At 41.1% G+C, this 19,557-nt stretch carries 10 protein-coding genes and 1 pseudogene; all 11 read right to left on the bottom strand.

Translation table 11 applies throughout. The features are described from left to right. Positions 1 to 55 precede the first annotated feature (55 nt). The 11 genes and pseudogenes from DXA54_RS03435 to DXA54_RS03385 all read right to left on the bottom strand — a co-directional run bounded on the left by DXA54_RS03435 (position 56) and on the right by DXA54_RS03385 (position 19,557). Positions 56 to 2,065 carry a glycosyl hydrolase family 95 catalytic domain-containing protein gene (locus DXA54_RS03435; protein WP_004311151.1) on the bottom strand — a complete coding sequence of 670 codons (2,010 nt, stop codon included), beginning with the start codon at positions 2,063 to 2,065 and terminating at the stop codon, positions 56 to 58. 186 nt (positions 2,066 to 2,251) lie between these two features. Beyond that, the gene (locus DXA54_RS03430; RefSeq protein WP_004311150.1) at positions 2,252 to 4,261 is read right to left on the bottom strand and encodes a hypothetical protein; all 2,010 of its coding nucleotides are present in this window, start codon (positions 4,259 to 4,261) and stop codon (positions 2,252 to 2,254) included. Positions 4,262 to 4,353: 92 nt separating this feature from the next. After that, positions 4,354 to 8,382, bottom strand: coding sequence for a two-component regulator propeller domain-containing protein (locus DXA54_RS03425; protein ID WP_120078980.1), 4,029 nt, complete (start codon positions 8,380 to 8,382; stop codon positions 4,354 to 4,356). A gap of 97 nt (positions 8,383 to 8,479) precedes the next feature. Further along, positions 8,480 to 8,857, bottom strand: a pseudogene (locus tag DXA54_RS03420) (acetate--CoA ligase family protein); the annotation flags it as partial. 226 nt (positions 8,858 to 9,083) lie between these two features. Then, a complete protein-coding gene (locus DXA54_RS03415) occupies positions 9,084 to 9,902 on the bottom strand; it encodes an FAD:protein FMN transferase (protein ID WP_008646558.1) in 819 nt (272 codons plus the stop codon). A gap of 143 nt (positions 9,903 to 10,045) precedes the next feature. After that, positions 10,046 to 11,395: a DUF1080 domain-containing protein gene (locus tag DXA54_RS03410; RefSeq protein WP_120078979.1), complete on the bottom strand. Its 1,350-nt coding sequence runs from the start codon at positions 11,393 to 11,395 to the stop codon at positions 10,046 to 10,048. Positions 11,396 to 11,457: 62 nt separating this feature from the next. Next, entirely contained in the window at positions 11,458 to 12,876 is a 1,419-nt protein-coding gene (locus DXA54_RS03405) for a Gfo/Idh/MocA family oxidoreductase (RefSeq protein ID WP_004311145.1), read from the bottom strand. Positions 12,877 to 12,902: 26 nt separating this feature from the next. Continuing rightward, positions 12,903 to 13,145 (bottom strand): hypothetical protein, encoded by a 243-nt coding sequence (locus tag DXA54_RS28450; RefSeq protein WP_008646559.1) that lies wholly within the window; start codon positions 13,143 to 13,145, stop codon positions 12,903 to 12,905. Then, positions 13,142 to 14,437, bottom strand: coding sequence for a Gfo/Idh/MocA family oxidoreductase (locus tag DXA54_RS03395; protein ID WP_008646560.1), 1,296 nt, complete (start codon positions 14,435 to 14,437; stop codon positions 13,142 to 13,144). Before DXA54_RS03395 ends, DXA54_RS28450 begins: the two co-directional genes overlap by 4 nt. 39 nt (positions 14,438 to 14,476) lie before the next feature. Beyond that, on the bottom strand, positions 14,477 to 15,484 hold the full coding sequence (locus DXA54_RS03390; RefSeq protein WP_008646561.1) for a family 43 glycosylhydrolase: 1,008 nt from the start codon (positions 15,482 to 15,484) through the stop codon (positions 14,477 to 14,479). A 56-nt stretch (positions 15,485 to 15,540) separates the two neighbouring features. After that, positions 15,541 to 19,557: a hybrid sensor histidine kinase/response regulator transcription factor gene (locus DXA54_RS03385; protein WP_008646562.1), complete on the bottom strand. Its 4,017-nt coding sequence runs from the start codon at positions 19,555 to 19,557 to the stop codon at positions 15,541 to 15,543.

Below are 19,557 nucleotides of genomic sequence, written 5' to 3'. Positions count from 1 at the left end.
CCCTCCCAAAGTATACATCTTCTGACTCTTATTTACGCAACCGAAAAAATTGAACTCATTTCTGAAGCCGGACATATGTTTTACCATCCGGTCCGACTCCTTTAACTACCAACTTCTTCCAATGTCCTGGCAATTTCGAAGGCAATTGTTTAATACCGCTATCTGTAATTTCCAAACCACAAAAGCCATTGATTACAGCCTGCAAAAGTCCTCCCGCACCAGTTGAGAAATAAGGATTAGTACCTCCTGCACCTTCAGAAAGTACACCGAACGGAGGTAGCTGGTTGGGACGGAAGCTTTGCACAAATAATTCATAAGCCTTATCCCCTTCACCAAGGCGTGCATATTGCAAAGCCAATACAGAGAATGACATTGCGGGGCCTCCTTTGTCAATCTTTCCCTCATAATACTCCAAATCCTTACGAATTTCTTCCGGACGGGTAATCAGGTTCAATGGATATACCAGTAAATTAGCATCCGCCTGCTTGATAACCTGTCCATTATAACCATCATACTCCATAGTCACTCCATTTTCAAATTTGGGGATGCGCAACTTTGCTGCTATTTCCTTCCAAATTACTGGAGCTTTAAGCCCACATATGGAAGCAGCTTTAGCAGCATCCTGTAATGCGCGTATAACAGTACCGTTCGTGAAGGCATTATCATCACCCTCTGCGTATTCATCGGCACAAACCACATTACGAATCGAATAAGAACCATCGTCATTCTTTTCTACACGACTTACCCAAAATTCTGCCACTTTCTCCATTAAAGGGAATCCTTCTTCACGCAACCATCGCTGATCGCCACTCATACAGTAATAATTCCAGGCCGCAATGGCGATATCAGCTGTGATATGATGTTCAAAAGGACCAGTCAACGCCCAAGTCGGACACGCTTCTTCTCCTGCATCATCACTTTCCCAAGGAAACATAGCCCCATCATATCCATAACTTAATGCTTTCTGGCAAGCAGCTTCCAGCCTATCTGTACGATAATCCATCATTGTTCGTGCAATGCCCTGATTCATAAAGAGCATAGGCGGATACATCCAAAATTCGGTATCCCAGAAAATATGCCCATTATATCCCTGTGAAGAAAGTCCAAAAGGAGGTATACTCAACCGACTTCCTTTGCGTGCATTGGAATACAGATTATAAAGTGCAAAACGCACAGTACGCTGTGCTTCATCATCCCCCTCAATCACAATATCACCTTTCCACATCTCGTTCCAGAGTTTCCGATGCCCATCCATCAGACGCGTCAATCCCTCTTTCGCACCATAAATCACTTCACGGTCTGACTCATTGTATGGATCTATAAAATCACGTCCGGTACAAACAGCACCTAATAAAGTAAAAAAGAATTTCTCTCCTTTCTTTAATGAAATAGAAATCTGACCACTCCCATTATATTGTTGCTGCACACTGGAATTCTTATCATAAATAAATGCGGAAGAAGCTGAAACTTTTTGTTCGCGGTATTTTGATAAAGCCCAAGTACGCACTATTTTTATATCATTCCCATTAACATTCACATTGACCAGTTTCGAACCTATGTTTTTATACTCATCAGGTATCTCAATAGGATTTGACACTGTCAAATACATATCCCCCAGTGCCACAACCTCCACACGAACCAGTCCTGCATAAGGTAAATTTCTTAGAGCACAGATGCTATAAGATACATCCGCTTTTCCATCACAAGTGAAGTGCGTATTATGGGTAGCCTCTTTCATATCTATACACTGTTCCCATCTCGAAATATTATCACCATTTACAGTCTGTCCATTAATTTGCATCTGCAAATTGAATGGATTGATTCCTCGTAAAACACGACTCACATCTTGAGGAGTAGCAGAATCAAAAACATGGTTTAGCATGACATGGCGAATAGAAAACGGTTCTTTCCACGGCAGGATACCAATCCCCCCATTGGCAACTGTTGCCCCGTAATAAGTTCCGTGATAATCAGTTGTCTGTATCTTCCACAAACTATCCTGTCCATTTGCCTTAATAGTAAGAGCTGATACCAGACAATAAAATACGATAAATAGATTTCTCATATAAAAAATAAGATATTTAATTTGTTAATGACATCCGACACAAAAATAGGGCGTATCTGCCAATCATTAGGAAATAACCTGACCAAATGATGTGACAAATAAACCAAAAGCGTACTAAAAATAATATTTAAGCCAATTTTGTTACCAAAATTGGCTTAAATCAAAAGACAGATTATTTTATCTTATTTAAATACGTACTTCAATCGGTTTTCCATTCGTAATCTTACTTCTTTTTACAATCTTATGATCCTTTTTTATCAGAACCAACAGTTTGTCATCTTTATCGCGCTTCACCTCAATATCGAATATGGAACCAAATGCACAGATACGTTTCAATGACATCGTATTCCAACTTTCCGGTAGCTGCGGTGTCATCATAAAAGCATCCAATGCAATGGGACGGATACCGAACAACCCCTCGGTCATAATGCGACAATACAAAGCACTTTCTGTGGATAAATGCCTTTGGTTTCCCTCCGGCCACGCTTCCACTGCGTAAGGAACATGATCACCCAACAAACGAGTAGCAGAGTATTTATCCAAATATTCAGTAGCTATATCTCTGGCACCACAAGAGTAAGCCCCCCGGAAAGCATAGAGTGTAGAACGATCCCAATAAGTAGAAGTACCCGATTGAGTTAACAACCCATTCTCCATCCACAGTTTATCAGAGAATAGAGCCTCCACAGTACCTTTCGCCTGATCATAAATACCCATAGTCAGAGGAATGCAAATCCATGAACGCAGCACTGTATTACCATCATAATAACGATAGGTGTCATACCCCTCTACATTACGGGCAAAATATGCATCAATATTCTTATAAAGTTCAGCAGCCCTATCCTGATAAGACTTTATCTGTTTATGTTCTTTTTTCAGTGCCTTTCCCAAATAAGCAGCTGAAACCAAGGCATCATAATATAATGAAGATGTACATAGATTGGCTTTTCCGGCAGGAAAACGATTTTCAAGTTCATCAGAATCAGATTTTACCACCCCATCCGCATTCAGCTGGCGATGACAATATTCCAGACACCATTCAATCAGCGGCCACAATTTTTCAGCCTCATTACAATTACCGGATGCCAAAGCATAACGTGCTGCGCCATAGCCAACCATTGCTACATCACCACGATCACCCGCAACACCAAAACAATCAATCCCTTCTGCAATTATAGATGAAGGTAAAGGTTTATACTCATCATTCATATAGCGCATAAACAACCCGAATGAATCCATAGCCGAACGGTTTCCGGCTTGATAACCTAAATATGGAAAAAATGGATTGATATATTCGGCCTGATCATTCGCCCAAACAGCAGCGTAATAAGCTTCTCCACCTGGGCTCTGCATATATCCGCCTTTAGTATCAAATATGCTTTCCGAACCACGTATCTTGGCAAAAGAAAACATAGTATTGATTACGTCACTCGGAGTCTCTAACACAAGGTTACCCTGTATCTGACTCAAAAATCTCCGACGTGCCAGAAGTTCATTATTAACATCCAACGCCAACTCCTGATCATGTTTCTTATATCCTGCATAGATTACCTGAAACCAGGCCTTTTCTCCGGCTTTCAGTAGATAAGTACCATCTTTTACCGGAGAAGAAAGGGTAGCCGTTAATGTATAACTGCCTTCCACTCCTTTTGCCTCATCAGTATAATAAGAAAGAGTGGTCGATGGGAGCTGAACTGTCTGTGGGTGATCTGTCGTATTCTCCAACTCATATTTCTCACAGAAGGCCGGTTGTGACGTGGAAGGAAAAAGTGTACGTGTCAACGAAATCCCTCTAGTAGCATATACACTCTTTACAGTCATAATTCCATTCAGCGATACAGTCTCTACCTTTTCACCTACTAACGGCTGGCCATTTACAAGGCATAAATGTGCCCAGTCTCCATTAAAATGATGCTGCAAACTACCATGGGTATCATTAGGGATAGTACGAAAAGTAGGTAAAACCATATTCCGGTCAATCACCCATTCACCAGCTTCATTAACACCATAGCGCAATACTGTTGAAACTTTCAGTCCACTCATTTCAATATGGTCATTATGCACACCATTCACTCTCCAGCAAATACTGTCAGGTGAAGTAATCACCCATCTCGTTATCTCACTGGCATTCAGAAAACTGGTATACAATCCAATTAGTAATAGTGTAAACCACAAAGTCTTTTGTCTGGTCATCATATCTTATCGTATTATTAAAATTTTCACACTTATAAATTATAAATCCTCAATATAACAGATGATATAGAGTGAAATACAACTCTATATATAATCTACTCTTCTTTCGAATTAACAAAATCCTTAGGCAATACCCCAAATTGCTTTTGGAAACATTTAGCAAAGTAAGACGGAGAATTAAATCCCACCATGTAGCAGATTTCATTCACCCGGTTTTCTCCCTCTTTCAACAATTGAGCTGCCTTTTTCAAACGCTCCAGGCGTAAGAACTCATTCGGACTCAAATCCAACACTCCCTTTATTTTCCGATAAAAGTTAGACCTGCTCATATTCAGGTTATCTGCCATGTCATCCATGCTAAATTCAGGATTGGCATAATTAATCTGAATTACTTCGTTCAACCTTTTGATAAATTCCTCATCAGCTTTTGTTAAAGCCATTGTATTAGCAGCTATAAAAGGAGACTCCGCAAAAGCTTGACGCAGTTTCTCTCTATTCTGAATAAGGTTAGAAGCACACGCTTGTAGATATTCTACAGAGAAAGGTTTTTCAATATAAGCATCTGCTCCCAGTTCCATCCCCTCTATCTTTGATTGTATATTGGTCTTGGCAGTCAGCAGGATAACCGGAATATGGCTGTAATTCAAATCCGACTTAATCGTCTTACACAATTCGAAACCATCCATCACGGGCATCACAACATCACTTATCACCAGATTCACATAGTTACCATCAAGCACCTTCAATGCTTCTGCACCATTAGTAGCTGTCAACACTGTATAATCTCTCGACAATTGACGAACAACAAAAGTAAGCATATCAGGATTATCTTCTACTACCAGCACAGTGGGACGGTTATCTTTCCTTCCCGCCTGTTCGGCAGGGATTTCGTTTACCCTATCAATTTCCACCTCCGCCTCTGGGGTTAAAGTGATTGTCATATCCTGAACGACCGGTAAAGTCAGACAGAAAATGTTACTTTCTTCTCCTGTCTCCATAGCCAAAGTTCCCTGATGTAATTCAGCCAACGAGCGAGAGAGTGCCAAACCGATTCCAGTGCCAGTAGTCACCTTTCCATCCTCTTGCTCATTGAAACGAACAAAAGGTTTAAAAATCTCCTCTTTCATTTCATCAGGAATGATTACTCCATCGTTTACTGTGCGAATACGGAATAGATTATCATCATCAGTTTCGGGTATTTCCAGCATTACATGTACATAACTCTCGGCATATTTCATTCCATTGTTCAACAAGTTGCTGATGATCTTCGTAAATGCTTCCTGATTAACATGGGCATAGAAATCTTTTTCTGGTACCTGTAAGGTAAATTCCAACCCTTTCTGTTTTGCAAGAGAAGTGAAACGTACATGAGTTTCCTTCAAGACCTCTGTTATATTGCATTTTGCAAAGTTCAACCGGAATCCCTGGCTTTCCGTCTTGCGGAAGTCAAGTAGCTGATTGGTCAGATTGAGTAATCGTTCCGTGTTCTGTTTCATGACGTTCAAGTCTTCACGGGTTTCAGCATCCACTTGTTTTTTCAGTATGATATTTTCCAACGGACCTTTAATCAATGTCAACGGTGTACGTATTTCATGAGCTACATTCGTAAAAAAGTCAATCTTTGCATGATAAACTTCACGTTCTTTCTCCTGCTCAAACTTCTCCATCTGCCTGCGATGCTTGTTGTTACTACGCCTCTTGAAATATATAATTACATACAAAGAACAACCTATAATCAACAAAGCATATACAAAATAAGCCCAAACAGAAAGATAGAAAGGAGGAAGAATATGTACTTTTAATGATATTCCATTTTCATTCCATACTCCATCACTATTAGAAACCTTCACTTTGAATGTATAATTGCCATATCGCAGATTGGAATAAGTAACAATAGGGCTTTCGCCAATTGTCAGCCAATCCGCATCAAAACCATCCAATTTATACATGATTTTACTCATTCTTGGAGCTTGAAAGTCCAATGCTGTTACCCGGAAAGAGAAAGAGTTCTGACTAGACTGAAGAATAAGTTCATCAGAGAAAGTGATACTCTTTTCCAATAGAGATCCCGGTTCACCGACATACACTTCTTTGCCAAACAATAGGAAATCCGTAATCACAATAGATGGGAGCGACCTATTCTCTGAAAAGGTCTTCGGATTGAAAGCGATAAAGCCGTCGATACTTCCCAGATAAATCGTACCATCTTCCGTCTCCAGGCTGGAGTGGTAATTAAACTGATCGCCCAGCAAACCATTGGAGGTAGTATATACTTTCATTGCTCCGGTAGTAGGTTGGAAACATACGAGGCCATTATTCGTTGTCAGCCAGAAAAGTCCATCTTTATCTTCCACAATCTGATAAACGACATCATTTGGCAATCCGTCTGCCAGATTATAGCTGGTAAAGGTTTCCGTTTCCGGATGAAACAAACAGAACCCTCCACCTTGAGTTGTCAACCAAACTTGTCGGTGAGAATCTTCGAAGATACTTACCACTTTATCATAAGGAAGGCTTTTCGGATTATTTTCATTATGCAAATAATTCTTCCATTTCTTCTCACTTACATTATAACAGTAAGCACCGTTTGCGTAAGTGGCCAGCCAGAGGTTTCCTCCCGAATCTTCTTTTATATCATATACAAACCGGCCATTCAGTTCCGGTATCCGGTCAAAATCATCAGATTGTCTGTTGTAGCGCAACAAACCGAATAAAGTACCCAGATAAATATCCCCCGTCGTCGTTCGGCAAATGGAGAAAACGCTATTATCTATCAATGAACGGGGCGAGTCTGTCTTCTGATAGGTTTTCACAATAGCTCCTGTACGAGTATCCACCACTTTTACTCCTTTCGAGAAAGTTCCCACCCAAAGATTATCATCAACCAGGCACAGTCCGTGAACATTTGTAAAAGCATTACTTGGCGTAAAGAAAGAAAAAGTCTTGGTTTTAGGATTAAAACGATTCAAGCCACCATCTTCCGTACCAATCCATAGAATTCCCTGGTTATCTTGACAGAACTCACGCACTCGTTTCCCGTGCAGGCCATTCTCTATTCCTTTCGGATAATATTTCTCGAAGTTCGTATAAAAACGAGGATAGTAGTTTATACCGCCGAAGTAAGAGCCAATCCAAATGCCACCCTCACGATCTTTACACAATGAATAAATGGCATTATCGGATAAAGAATAAGGATCATTAATCGAACTGCGCAAATGAACGTACTTACCTAGCCGGAGATTATAGATATAAAGTCCCGACTCTGCACCAATCCATAGTTCATTGTCAGAAGCAACCAACAGTTCACGACAGAAAACAGACTCCCCGGATTCATCTTCGAAAAGTAAATCATGCAATTTGTTTGAAGTCAGATTCAATTCTTTCACTCCTCCTTTTAAAGAACTTATATACAAGCAGTTGTATGCACCTTTTACAATACAGGTCACTACGTCGTTCGCATAAATTTCCTTGTTATTCACAGGCGATAAATAAGGATGGAGAGTTTTCAGACAGTCTTTCGAATAGAAAAGTCCATCGCCATAACAGCCGATCCAAAGGGTTCCGCTATTGTCAAAAGCAAAAGTCTCAACATTGGTGGTAAGAAAGGAGAAGTTCTGTAAGGTATAGTTCTGAAGCTCTCCTTTTTCCAGATTATAACAGAACAATCCCTGTGATTCCACTGCCATCCAGACACACCCCTGATTATCTCCGGAGATAGCCGTCACAGTATGTTCTATCCTTGTATTCTCTACACTTTGTTTGGTAAAATGCTCGAAAGAATCTTTTTCCGGATAATAGATATAAAGCCCTACGTCCGTACCCACCCAGATACTTCCTTTTTCATCCTCGTAAAGTGCCGTGATGAAATTATTGCCTATGCTCCGCTGACTACGGTCATCATGCTTAAATTTACGGAATGACAGACCGTCATATCTGTTCAGTCCATCCTTGGTGCCGAACCACATAAAGCCCTGCTTATCCTGTAAAATTGTATTTACTGTATTCTGCGATAATCCATTCTGTACACTTAGATTTTTGAAATAATAGTGTTCGTCTGCCACTTGAGCGTGACAGAGTATCTGATAACAAATAAGACAGATTAAAAGAGTCAGGGTTTTCTTCATACTATGTGTTTTCTATCCTTTCGTTTTGAGTTACCAAATGTAGGCAAAATCATAGCGGAAAGATAGTAAATATGTCTCAATGAATGAAAGAATAGTCCTATTTTTCTATTCGGATACACGCATCAACTGTTATAACGGCTCTTTGCGCAGCTAAAAACGGATTTATATCCATTTCTTTGATTTCTGTAGCGAAATGTAGCAAGGCGGACAAACGAACAATAGTTTCAGCAAATTTATCTTCTTTGACTCTCTTTTGTCCACGTGTTCCCTGAATAATTATATAAGCACGCAGTGAATGAATCAGAAATCTGCACCGACGAACGAAAGCTACTAGCTCCTCTTTATTATCGGAAACAAACTCATCTACCAGCGGAGTACCGGCAGCATGCAGTAATGCTTGTACGTAATTGGAAGCAATATAACCATTCTCCGGAATAGAATCAATAATGCGACGAATCCTCAAAATGTCTACCCCGCACCTTCGGCATAGACGATAATGTTCCTACAAAGACAAAATAAATTCCGAATAATGAAAAAGGTATATCAAAAATTCCATAATGAAAGTTTTTTTTAACATACCTCACATTCTTTTTACCTATCTGTTTCAGTCTTTACAGCTGAACCGTTACCCAAAAGATTAGGCCAAGCTTTATCATCCCAGTAAACTCTATCAAGCAATACCACACGCCCTAAAAAAATACCTAGTAACCAATAAAGAAAAAACGGTTTAATACAGAAGAAGATTCAGCCAGCAAAGCCTTACGCTGTTCGCTGTCAGCAGCAAATAAACTGGTAGACAAGATTTCCCCTATTGATCCGTTAGTTGTTACTACAGCAATTTGTTTGACGCCCTCCACCAATTTTCCATTTTGGGGAGAAACAATGTGCCGACGGCTGGGAGAGTCATTGCCGGAGGTTGTAAGGCATTCGTTGTGAAGAAGTATATCATTAATTTTCCATCCCGAACCTACCGGATGATTACCCAAAGCAAGAATAGAACTGTTTCCCATATTTATCAATGCATTTTCTATCAGAGCCTCATTCAATATACCTCTGATTGTTTCCAAAGCATATCCCTTGAGAAAGCCGGACAAATTGATAGTTACTCCCGGCTGTGAAAAAGCGACACTACGATCTCCGGCAGATAAATGTACTGAATGTATAGTGTTCTGATTGTAATTTTCCGAATGAACTGTGATATCGAAGCATCCCAAAGTCCTACCATTATATTCCAGACATAAATCGATCATTGAATAAAGTTCTTCGCTAAGAACAACGGGAGAAACAGAGGCTGTCCGGTTGAGAATAGACAATTCGCTGGCCGGATCATAAAAGTTCGCCATCTTTTCCAGCCGACACAATGCATCATAAATACGATTGACCACAAGCAGCAACTCCCCTTCCGGTTTCCGGCTGCATAAGATAATATCCACCCGTGTATGCATGGAAAGGAACCAGGCATAAAACAAGGAGTTACCATCATTTGACGGTTTGTATAGATGTTGAATAGTGGTCTGCATCGTATAAAACACAAATTAGGCACGGATTACACAGATTACGCGGTTTTTATTTCATTAGAGTAACCGTGAAACCCGTGTAATCCGTGCCTGAATAAAAATCATAAAGGAGTTTTGACGTATCTCCTAATAACTAGAAAACGGAACTATTTCAGTTCTTTAATCTTCACGTTCTTGAACCATACTTCATCTCCGTGGTCCTGAAGAAGTATATTACCTTCCTCCGGATTTCCGAAATTAGGCCAGTTTTTATATTTACTGTATGCTACCAATGCATTCCACATATCATTGTTACGATCATACTCAATCAGCTTAACTCCGTTCAGCCAATGTTCTACATGATTGCCTTTTACAATGATAGTAGCAGTATTGAATTCTTTCTTGTTGAATGGTTTATCTTTAGGAGCCGGAATCAGGTCATACAACGAGCCCAGCTTTCTGTTGCCTTTCACACCCAGTTTTGCATCAGGATGCTTGTCATCGTCAAGAATCTGGAATTCGCAACCGATAGCAGAGCCTTCCCCTTTATTCAGCCCCGGATTCACAAAATATTTAACTCCGCTATTTGCACCTTCAGTAATCTTGAAGTCTACTTTCAGAATAAAGTTCTTGTATTTACGGGTAGTCACAATATCACCACCATTTGCAGATTCAGCTCCACCACTCTTCATTACTTTCAAAATACCATTTTCTATCTTCCAGCCTTTTGCAGGGAAAGTAGAAAGTTTAGCGCCTCTCCATCCGTCAGTAGTCTTACCATCCCATAATAGAGCCCAGCCTTCTTTTGCTTCGCTCGGAGAAATCGTGTTGGCAATCAGATTCACTTCCGGTGCAGCTTGCACTTCCGGTGTCTGATAGCGTTCTACATCCGTCGTACAAATACGGATATCCTTCCAACGAACTGTTTTTCCTTCATCAGCCGCATTTCCAATAGCGTGCACTTGCAAAGCAATGAAACCTACAGGAGTCATATCATCCCAGATATTAGCACAAGGAACTCCGTTTATCCAGGTACGGATCGAATTACCAACAGCTTCAATACGGGCTTTATTCCATGCGTTATTCTTAAAAGCGGTTTTTGCCGACGGATTCAGTGTCAAAGGATAAAGCCAGTTTCTACGTGCCTCATCATAAATGCCACCCGACCAAGCGCGCTTCGAAGGATCAATCTCAAACTGATAACCGTGTACGCGGCCTTTCTTATAATCCTTCTTGCTTTCACTGCGAAGCTGTACGCCGGAATTTAAACCATCATCTATCTTGAAATCAAATTCAAGGATAAAGTCACCATAATTCTTTGTCGTTGCCAGGAATGTATTGGGAGTTCCCATCTTAGATACACCGACAATAGCGCCATCTACAATTTTATACTCGGCTTTGCCATTCAATTTCTTCCATCCTTTCAGGTTTTTCCCGTTGAAAAGAGGTTCCCAGTTTTGTGCGCCCAACGAAGCGGCACAAAATAAAAGTAAAGTTAATACAATATTTTTCATGATTATTTATTGGTCCTTCTCCATCCCCTTCTCCTAAAGAAAGGAATGGAAAAAGCTGTTTCTATTTATAATTTATAAAATTCATCCCAACCTTTACGCGGCGGAAGTCCCGCCAACATTGCATTAGCAAATTCATTATTTGTAATCTGTTTCGTGCGGCTGTCAAAGAATAGCTGTGTATTAAGCCGTTGAGCCATTACACCCAGTGAGAACACCTGACTCAAAACACCGTTGATTTCGAACGGTGAGCGCGTCTTTTCAATACCGTTACATGCCAATAAGAAGTTTTCGAAGTGATTGGAAGGACTTTTAGGAACCTTCGGTAATTTGCCAGCCATCTCTTTCGCTTTCTCTTCCGGAATAATAGACAAAGTGCTTCCATGACTCCCCCCTTTAAAGATTAAATCTTTCGTATAGATAATCTTTCCCGGATTCAATTTAGCCGCAGGAGTATCTCCCTGATTTGTCGCAGGAATGTTCGGGTCCAGTCCCGATACTCCATAACCGGCAGGAATAGGAGGAAGATTATCCAGACCGTCATACCAAGTAATGTCTACCGGTGGCATCCCTTTACGTTGCGGGAAGCGGAAGAGAATCGTGGAAGAATAAGGGAAGAAATAATCATTATGACCATTTGCGTATTGCATGGTAACTTCATAAGGCAATCCCAGTTCCAGAAACTCGTGAGCCGTATCGAGGATATGCGCCCCCCAGTCGCCCAATGCACCCATACCAAAATCATACCAGCAACGCCATTGTCCTAAATGATAATCTTTATTATATTCGTGATAAGGGGTAACTCCGAGCCAGGTATCCCAGTCCATATCTTTCGGCAGTTGCTGTCCCGAAGGAAGTTTATAGATATTAGTGTCCCATTTATGCCAACGGCGCGGGTTATTCATGTGGGCAGTGATAGCAGTTACGTCTTTGATAATTCCCGCATCCATCCAAGCTTTAAACTGGAAATAGTTTGCTTCAGAATGTCCCTGATTTCCTACCTGGGTAACCAAGTTAGGACGTTTAAGCGCAGCTTGCATCAACAATTCCGCTTCATAGAAAGTACGGGCCAGCGGTTTTTCTACATATACATGTTTTCCGGATGCCAATGCCAGCATACTGATCGGGAAATGTGAATGGTCGGGAGTAGCAATCGCCACAGCATCAAACTCATTACCGGCTTTATCAAACATCTGGCGGAAATCTCTAAACTGTTTTGCCTTCGGATATTTAGCCATAATCTTTTGCGTATGTTTGGCACCCATGTCCACATCACATAACGCTACCACTTCTACCATACCTGTCCGCGCAAAATCTTCAATAATCTGTTCACCGCGGTTACCAATGCCGATATAGGCTATCTTTACCTTGTCACCTCTTCCTTTCTTGGGTGAAATCGTTTGAGCATGCAGTAAGTCACCTGCCCCCAACGCCAATCCGGCAGAAGCCATTGACATCGTTTTCAGAAAATCTCTTCGTGTTACCATAAGTTATTTATTTTCATTGATATTGATTAAGTTCGTGAACGAGTAAACAATGCCCGTAGCCCATTAAACAAGAGACGCAAAATCCCCCAAAAAGCATAAAGCACAAAAGTAAATATGATGATATAAAAAATAGAAGTTATCATCTCCGTAAATGGCGCATGATAAGCTATAATTGCATAGAGGTGTATCAAATTGGATACTACGAAACAAACGAGTAAAGTAATTAACTCTATTTTCTTTCGTCGTGCGGTTACAATCGTGTCTTTCATACTGCTTCGGGTGTTTTTACAGATTGATGGTTCAGATAATCTATTTTATATTCATCGGGGAAGTAGAGCATCCGCTCTTCCTCCAGTGCCTGATGTCCCAGCAAACAAAGCATACTTGCATAGTATCCTTCTTCCGCTATTCTTTCCGGTTGTTTTTGTGTTATGACGGCTTCAACGAACGCTTCCAGCAACAAGGACGTACCGTCACTCTTAGGACGTTCTCCAATAATGAACTCTCCAGTGTTCTCATTTGCAGTTTCCGGAGCCCAACTCGTTCCGGCAAAAGGAAGAGAATCGAAAACTTTGTTTTCCCAATCATTCACCATCTGCAGGAAAGCCGGTGCAGGAGCCACATTCTCAAAGTAATATTTTCCCTTTTCCGGTTCTACCGTACCAAGGTTACCCATGATCTGTTCTTCCAGTCCATAGAATTTATTGGATATAACGGAGTCGAACGTCATCTTCACCCCATCATCAAAGACATATACACAACTCACATTATCATACACATCCCTGCCATCCTTCCAATAAGTAATGGCACCATGCCCCATCACCTTCTCGGGAATCTTACGCAAAGCCCAATTTCCGATCTGAAGCTGGTGGCAAGCGAGTTCCGTCATCAGTCCCTTCGAGAATTCCTTGTAAAGACGCCAGTTTATCAGGCGTTCCAGATTGGGTGAAGGTACCGAGCGTCTCCAATCGCCATTCCGGTTCCAAAAGGTACGGATTGCATTTATTTCACCAAAGGTACCCGCATGAATCATCTCCATCGCTTTGATGTAACGAGGGTCGAACAAACGTTGTTGACCAGTGAAGAAAATCTTTCCCGTGCTACGATGTTTCTGATACATACGGTAACACTCTTCCATCGTAAAACCTATCGACTTCTCACAAAATACATGCTTTCCTGCGTCGAAAGCATCCAAGACGATTTTACAATGCGAACTAAGAGGGGTAGCTACGAGTATGGCATCTATCGACTTATCTTCCAGCACTTCCCGGTAGTCACCATACACTTTGGCATTAGGCACAAGTTCCAATGCGCTCTCGATAGACGGTTTATAAATGTCGCACAATGCTACGATCTCGACTTTGGGGTTCTTAGCCAGAAATCCCATTAAAAAACGTCCCCGGGAACCAGGACCGATTATTGCCAGACGGCACTTTTCGTTTGAGGTGTTCGTCACCTCCGAAAAAGCAGAAAGCCAAGGGCTTGCTGCAAGAAGAGTGCCAGCCCCGGCTATGCCTAAATTCTTTAGAAAATCCCGCCTGCTAATAGGGGTATGTTTCATGCTTGTGGTATTTAAGATTATAATTAGTTTATTTGAAAATCAGTTATTAAATACAGGTGCTTTTTGTGTTTCGTAAGAAGGAGATTCTCCTTCTACATAAGGCCATCCTTCTTTATCCCATTTGATTTGGTCCAGCAACAGAATACGTCCGTTCTCCGGGATCGATCTTGAAAAACCATGATACAGAAGCCAGTCTTGTCCGGCATCATCCCGGATAATCTGCGAACCGTGCCCATTGCCTACAAAATGATCATTCGCACCTATCACCAAAGAATAACCATTCTTCAACATCGGTTTGCCCGACTTATCTTTGTAGGGTCCCCAGACTTTTTTAGAGCGGCCCACTACAACTTTATAAGTACTCCTAATCCCCTCGCAACAACTTCCGATAGAGGCAAACATATAATAATAATCGCCGTGCTTATGAATATAGGCAGCTTCAAAAGCAGTTCCTGCTATTCTCTTTTTTTCCGCTCCCGGCTTCAATGACAGACCATCTTCAGTCAGCTCAATAACATATATTCCCCGGAAGCTGCCCCATACCAAATAGTTTCTCCCCTCATACTGCAGGAGACTAGGATCGATCGAGTTCTGTACACCAATCTCATTGCTACGGAGCATCTTACCATGATCCGTAAAAGGTCCCTGCGGAGAGTTGGCCGTAGCTACCCCTATTCCACACGTTTGTTCTCCTCCCCACACTGACATTGCATAATAAAGCACATATTTACCGTTAATATAATTAATGTCAGGTGCCCAGATTCCAGCTTTAGGTTCAAATCTGGGACGAGTTTTATTCGTGAATGCAGTGTTGCAATACGTCCATTCCACCAAATCTTTCGACTTCATGATCGGAACGTTTCTGGTAGATTCGGTAGCATACACATAAAAATAACCATCTGCAGCTTTAATCACCGTAGGATCGGGCATGGCAATATCTACAACCGGATTCTTATAACTCACTGCAGACTTTGTCTGTGCTCTCCCCTGCGAAAGACAAGCACCTATCATGAATACGAAAACGAACAAATTTACATACTTTTTCATCAAATCATTCTTTTAAAAGCTCCTTTTTACCTTATCTTTATAGCTATAAATTAATATTAACTTACAAAATCCTTTGGAAGCACTCCAAATTGCTTCTGGAAACACTTGGCAAAATAAGACGGAGAATTAAACCCTACCATATAGCAAATCTCATTTACCCGGTTTTCTCCTTCTTTCAATAATTGAGCAGCCTTCTTCAAACGTTCCAGTCGAAGATATTCATTCGGACTCAAATCCAAGACTCCCTTTATCTTCCGATAGAAATTAGAACGGCTCATATTCAGGCTATCCGCCATATCATCCATGCTAAATTCCGGATTACTATAATTCACCTGGATAACCTCATTCAACTTCTTTATAAAATCTTCGTCAGCTTTTGTCAACGCCATCGTATTGGCTGCCACAAAAGGAGACTGTGCAAAAGCCTTGCGCAGTTTCTCCCTATTCTGAATAAGGCTGGAAGCACAAGCCTGTAAATATTCCACAGAAAAAGGTTTCTCCAGATAAGCATCTGCTCCCAGTTCCATTCCCTCTATCTTAGACTGGATATTCGTCTTCGCAGTCAACAAAATAACGGGAATATGGCTATAATTCAAATCTGACTTGATCGTCTTACACAATTCAAAACCATCCATCACAGGCATCACAACATCACTAACCACCAAGTTCACATAATTACCATCCAACACTTGCAACGCTTCCGCACCATTAGTGGCAGTCAATACAGTATATTCTTTCGATAGCTGACGCACTACAAAGGCAAGCATATCCGGATTATCTTCTACAACCAGCACTGTAGGCCGATTATCTTTCTTTTCCGTCTCTCCAACAGGAATTTCATTCATCCTGTCTATTTCAACTTCCGGTTCCGGTGTTAAGGTTATTGTCATATCCTGAACGATCGGCAAAGTCAGACAGAAGGTATTATTTTCTTCCCCTGCTCCCATAGCCAGGGTTCCTTGATGCAGTTCTGCCAATGAACGGGAAAGAGCTAAGCCGATTCCTGTTCCAGTGGTCACTTTTCCGTCTTCTTTTTCATTGAAACGAACGAAAGGTTTAAATATCTCCTCCTTCATCTCATTGGGAATAATCACCCCATCATTCTCTGTACGAATACGGAATGAATTATTATCATCCGCTTCCGGCACTTCCAAAGATATGTGTACGTAGCTTTCAGCATACTTCACCCCATTGTTCAACAAATTACTGATAATCTTCGTAAACGCCTCCCGGTTCACATGTGCATAAAAGTCCTTTTCAGGCACTTGCAAGGTGAATTCCAAACCTTTTTGTTTGGCAAGGGAAGTGAAACGTACATGAGTCTCCTTCAAGACCTCCGTTACATTACATTTCGCAAAATTCAAACGGAATCCCTGACTTTCCGTTTTACGGAAGTCAAGTAACTGGTTAGTCAGGTTCAACAATCGTTCCGTATTCTGTTTCATTACGTTCAGGTCTTCCCGTGTTTCCGCATCAACCTGTTTCTTCAATATAATGTTTTCCAACGGACCTTTAATCAATGTCAACGGCGTACGTATTTCATGGGCCACATTGGTAAAGAAATCAATCTTTGCATGGTAAACTTCACGTTCTTTCTCCTGCTCGAATTTTTCCATCTGCCTGCGGTGTTTGTTGTTACTACGCCTCTTGAAATACATAACTGTATATAAAGAACAGCCAATAATCAGCAAAGCATACACACAATACGCCCATATAGAAAGATAGAAAGGAGGAAGAATATGCACTTCCAATATCACTTCATCGTCACTCCATACTCCATCACTATTGGCAACTTTCACCCGGAAGGTATAATCACCATATCGAAGATTGGAGTAGGTAACAATAGGGCTTTCACCAACTGTCAACCAGTCTGTATCAAAGCCTTCCAACTTATACATAATCCGACTTGTCTTAGGAGCCTGAAAATCCAGCGCAGCTACACGGAAAGAGAAAGAATTCTGATTAGACTGGAGAACAAGCTGGTCAGAGAAAGTGATACTCTTTTCCAACGGAAAGCCCGGTTCACCAGCATATACTTCCTTTCCAAACAGAAAGAAATCAGTAATTACAATAGACGGGAGAAACTTGTTCTCCGAGAAATTCTTGGGATTAAAAGCGATAAATCCATCGATACTACCCAAATAAATCGTACCATCCTCGGCCTCAAAACTCGAACGATAATTAAACTGGTCGCCCAACAATCCATTGGAAGTGGTATATACTTTCATCACTCCGGTTGTGGGCTGGAAGCAGACCAAACCGTTGTTGGTTGTCAACCACAAAAGACCGTCCTTGTCTTCTACAATCTGATATACGACATCATTCGGCAAACCAGCAGATAAATTATAGTTGGCAAATGTCTCCGTATCCGGCTGAAAACGACAGAATCCTCCTCCTTGGGTAGTCAGCCAGATTTGCCGGTGAGAATCTTCAAAGATGCTCAAGACCTTGTCATACGGAAGGCTCTTCGGATTATTTTCATCGTGCAAATAATTCTTCCATTTCTTTTCACTCACATTGTAGCAATAGGCTCCATTAGCATAAGTTGCCAACCATAGATTTCCTCCGGAGTCCTCCTTTATGTCATACACAAACCGACCGTTCAGTTCCGGTATCCGGTCGAAATCATCAGACTGTTTATTATATCGGAGCAAGCCGAACAAAGTTCCCAAGTAAATATCACCAGTCGTTGTGCAGCAAATAGAGAAAACACTATTATCTATCAATGAACGGGGAGAATCCGTTTTCTGATAGGTTTTCACGATAGCTCCCGTACGCGTATCTACTACTTTCACTCCTTTTGAAAAGGTTCCTACCCAAATATGATCTCCAATTAAACATAAACCATGCACATTGGTAAAAGCACTACTGGGCGTAAAGAAGGAGAATGTTTTGGTCTTGGGGTTGAAACGATTCAGACCACCGTCCTCCGTACCAATCCACAAAATACCTTGATTATCCTGACAGAACTCACGTACTCGTTTCCCACGCAAACCATTATCAGTCCCTTTGGGATAATATTTCTCGAAATACGTATAAAAACGAGGATAGTAATTCACACCGCCAAAATAAGAGCCAATCCAGATGCCACCCTCGCGATCCTTACACAATGAATAAATAGCATTGTCGGATAAAGAATAAGGGTCGTTGATCGAACTGCGCAAATGAACATACTTACCCATTCGGAGATTATAAATATAGAGTCCCGATTCTGCACCAATCCACAATTCATTGTCAGAAGCAACCAGCAGTTCACGACAAAAAACAGACTCTCCACTTTCATCTTTAGAGAGTAAATCATGCAGTTTGTTAGAGGTCAGGTTCAGTTCTTTCACTCCTCCTTTTAAAGAGCCTATATATAGACAATTATATGCTCCTTTCACCAGGCCTATCACGACATCATTCTCATAAGTTTTTTGATCGTCTACAGGTGATACATAAGGATGAAGGGTTTGCAAACGGTCTTTCGAATAAAAAAGTCCATCGCCATAGCAGCCAATCCAAAGGGTTCCGCTATTATCGAAAACAAAAGACTGGACATTGGTGGAGATAAAAGAAAAGTTCTTCAATGTGTGGTTCTGGAGTATTCCTTCCTCCAGATCATAACAAAATAGCCCCTGCGACTCTACCGCTACCCAGACACATCCTTTGTTGTCTCCGGAGATTGCAGTTACGGTATGCTCTATTTTCGTGTTTTCTGCGCTCAATTCAGCAAAATGCCGGAAAGAATCTTTTTCCGGATTATAGATATAAAGTCCTACATCCGTACCTACCCAGATATTTCCTTTTGCATCCTCATAAAGAGCTGTGATAAAATTATTACCAATGCTCCGCCGTGTGCGGTCATCATGTTTGAATTTGCGGAATGACAAACCGTCATATCTATTCAAACCATCTTTTGTGCCGAACCACATAAAGCCCTGCTTATCCTGCAAAATCGCATTGACCGTATTTTGAGATAACCCGTTCTGTACACTAAGATTTTTGAAATAATAATGCTCGTCCGCCATTTGCGCATGGCAGCCGATCTGATAGCCGATTAAACAGATTAAAAATATGAGAACTTTCTTCAT

The organism is Bacteroides sp. OF03-11BH, assembly GCF_003604005.1.
Taxonomy (GTDB): domain Bacteria; phylum Bacteroidota; class Bacteroidia; order Bacteroidales; family Bacteroidaceae; genus Bacteroides; species Bacteroides ovatus.
Note: the sequence above shows the minus strand (reverse complement) of the source record. Positions and strands in the feature narration are given on the sequence as shown.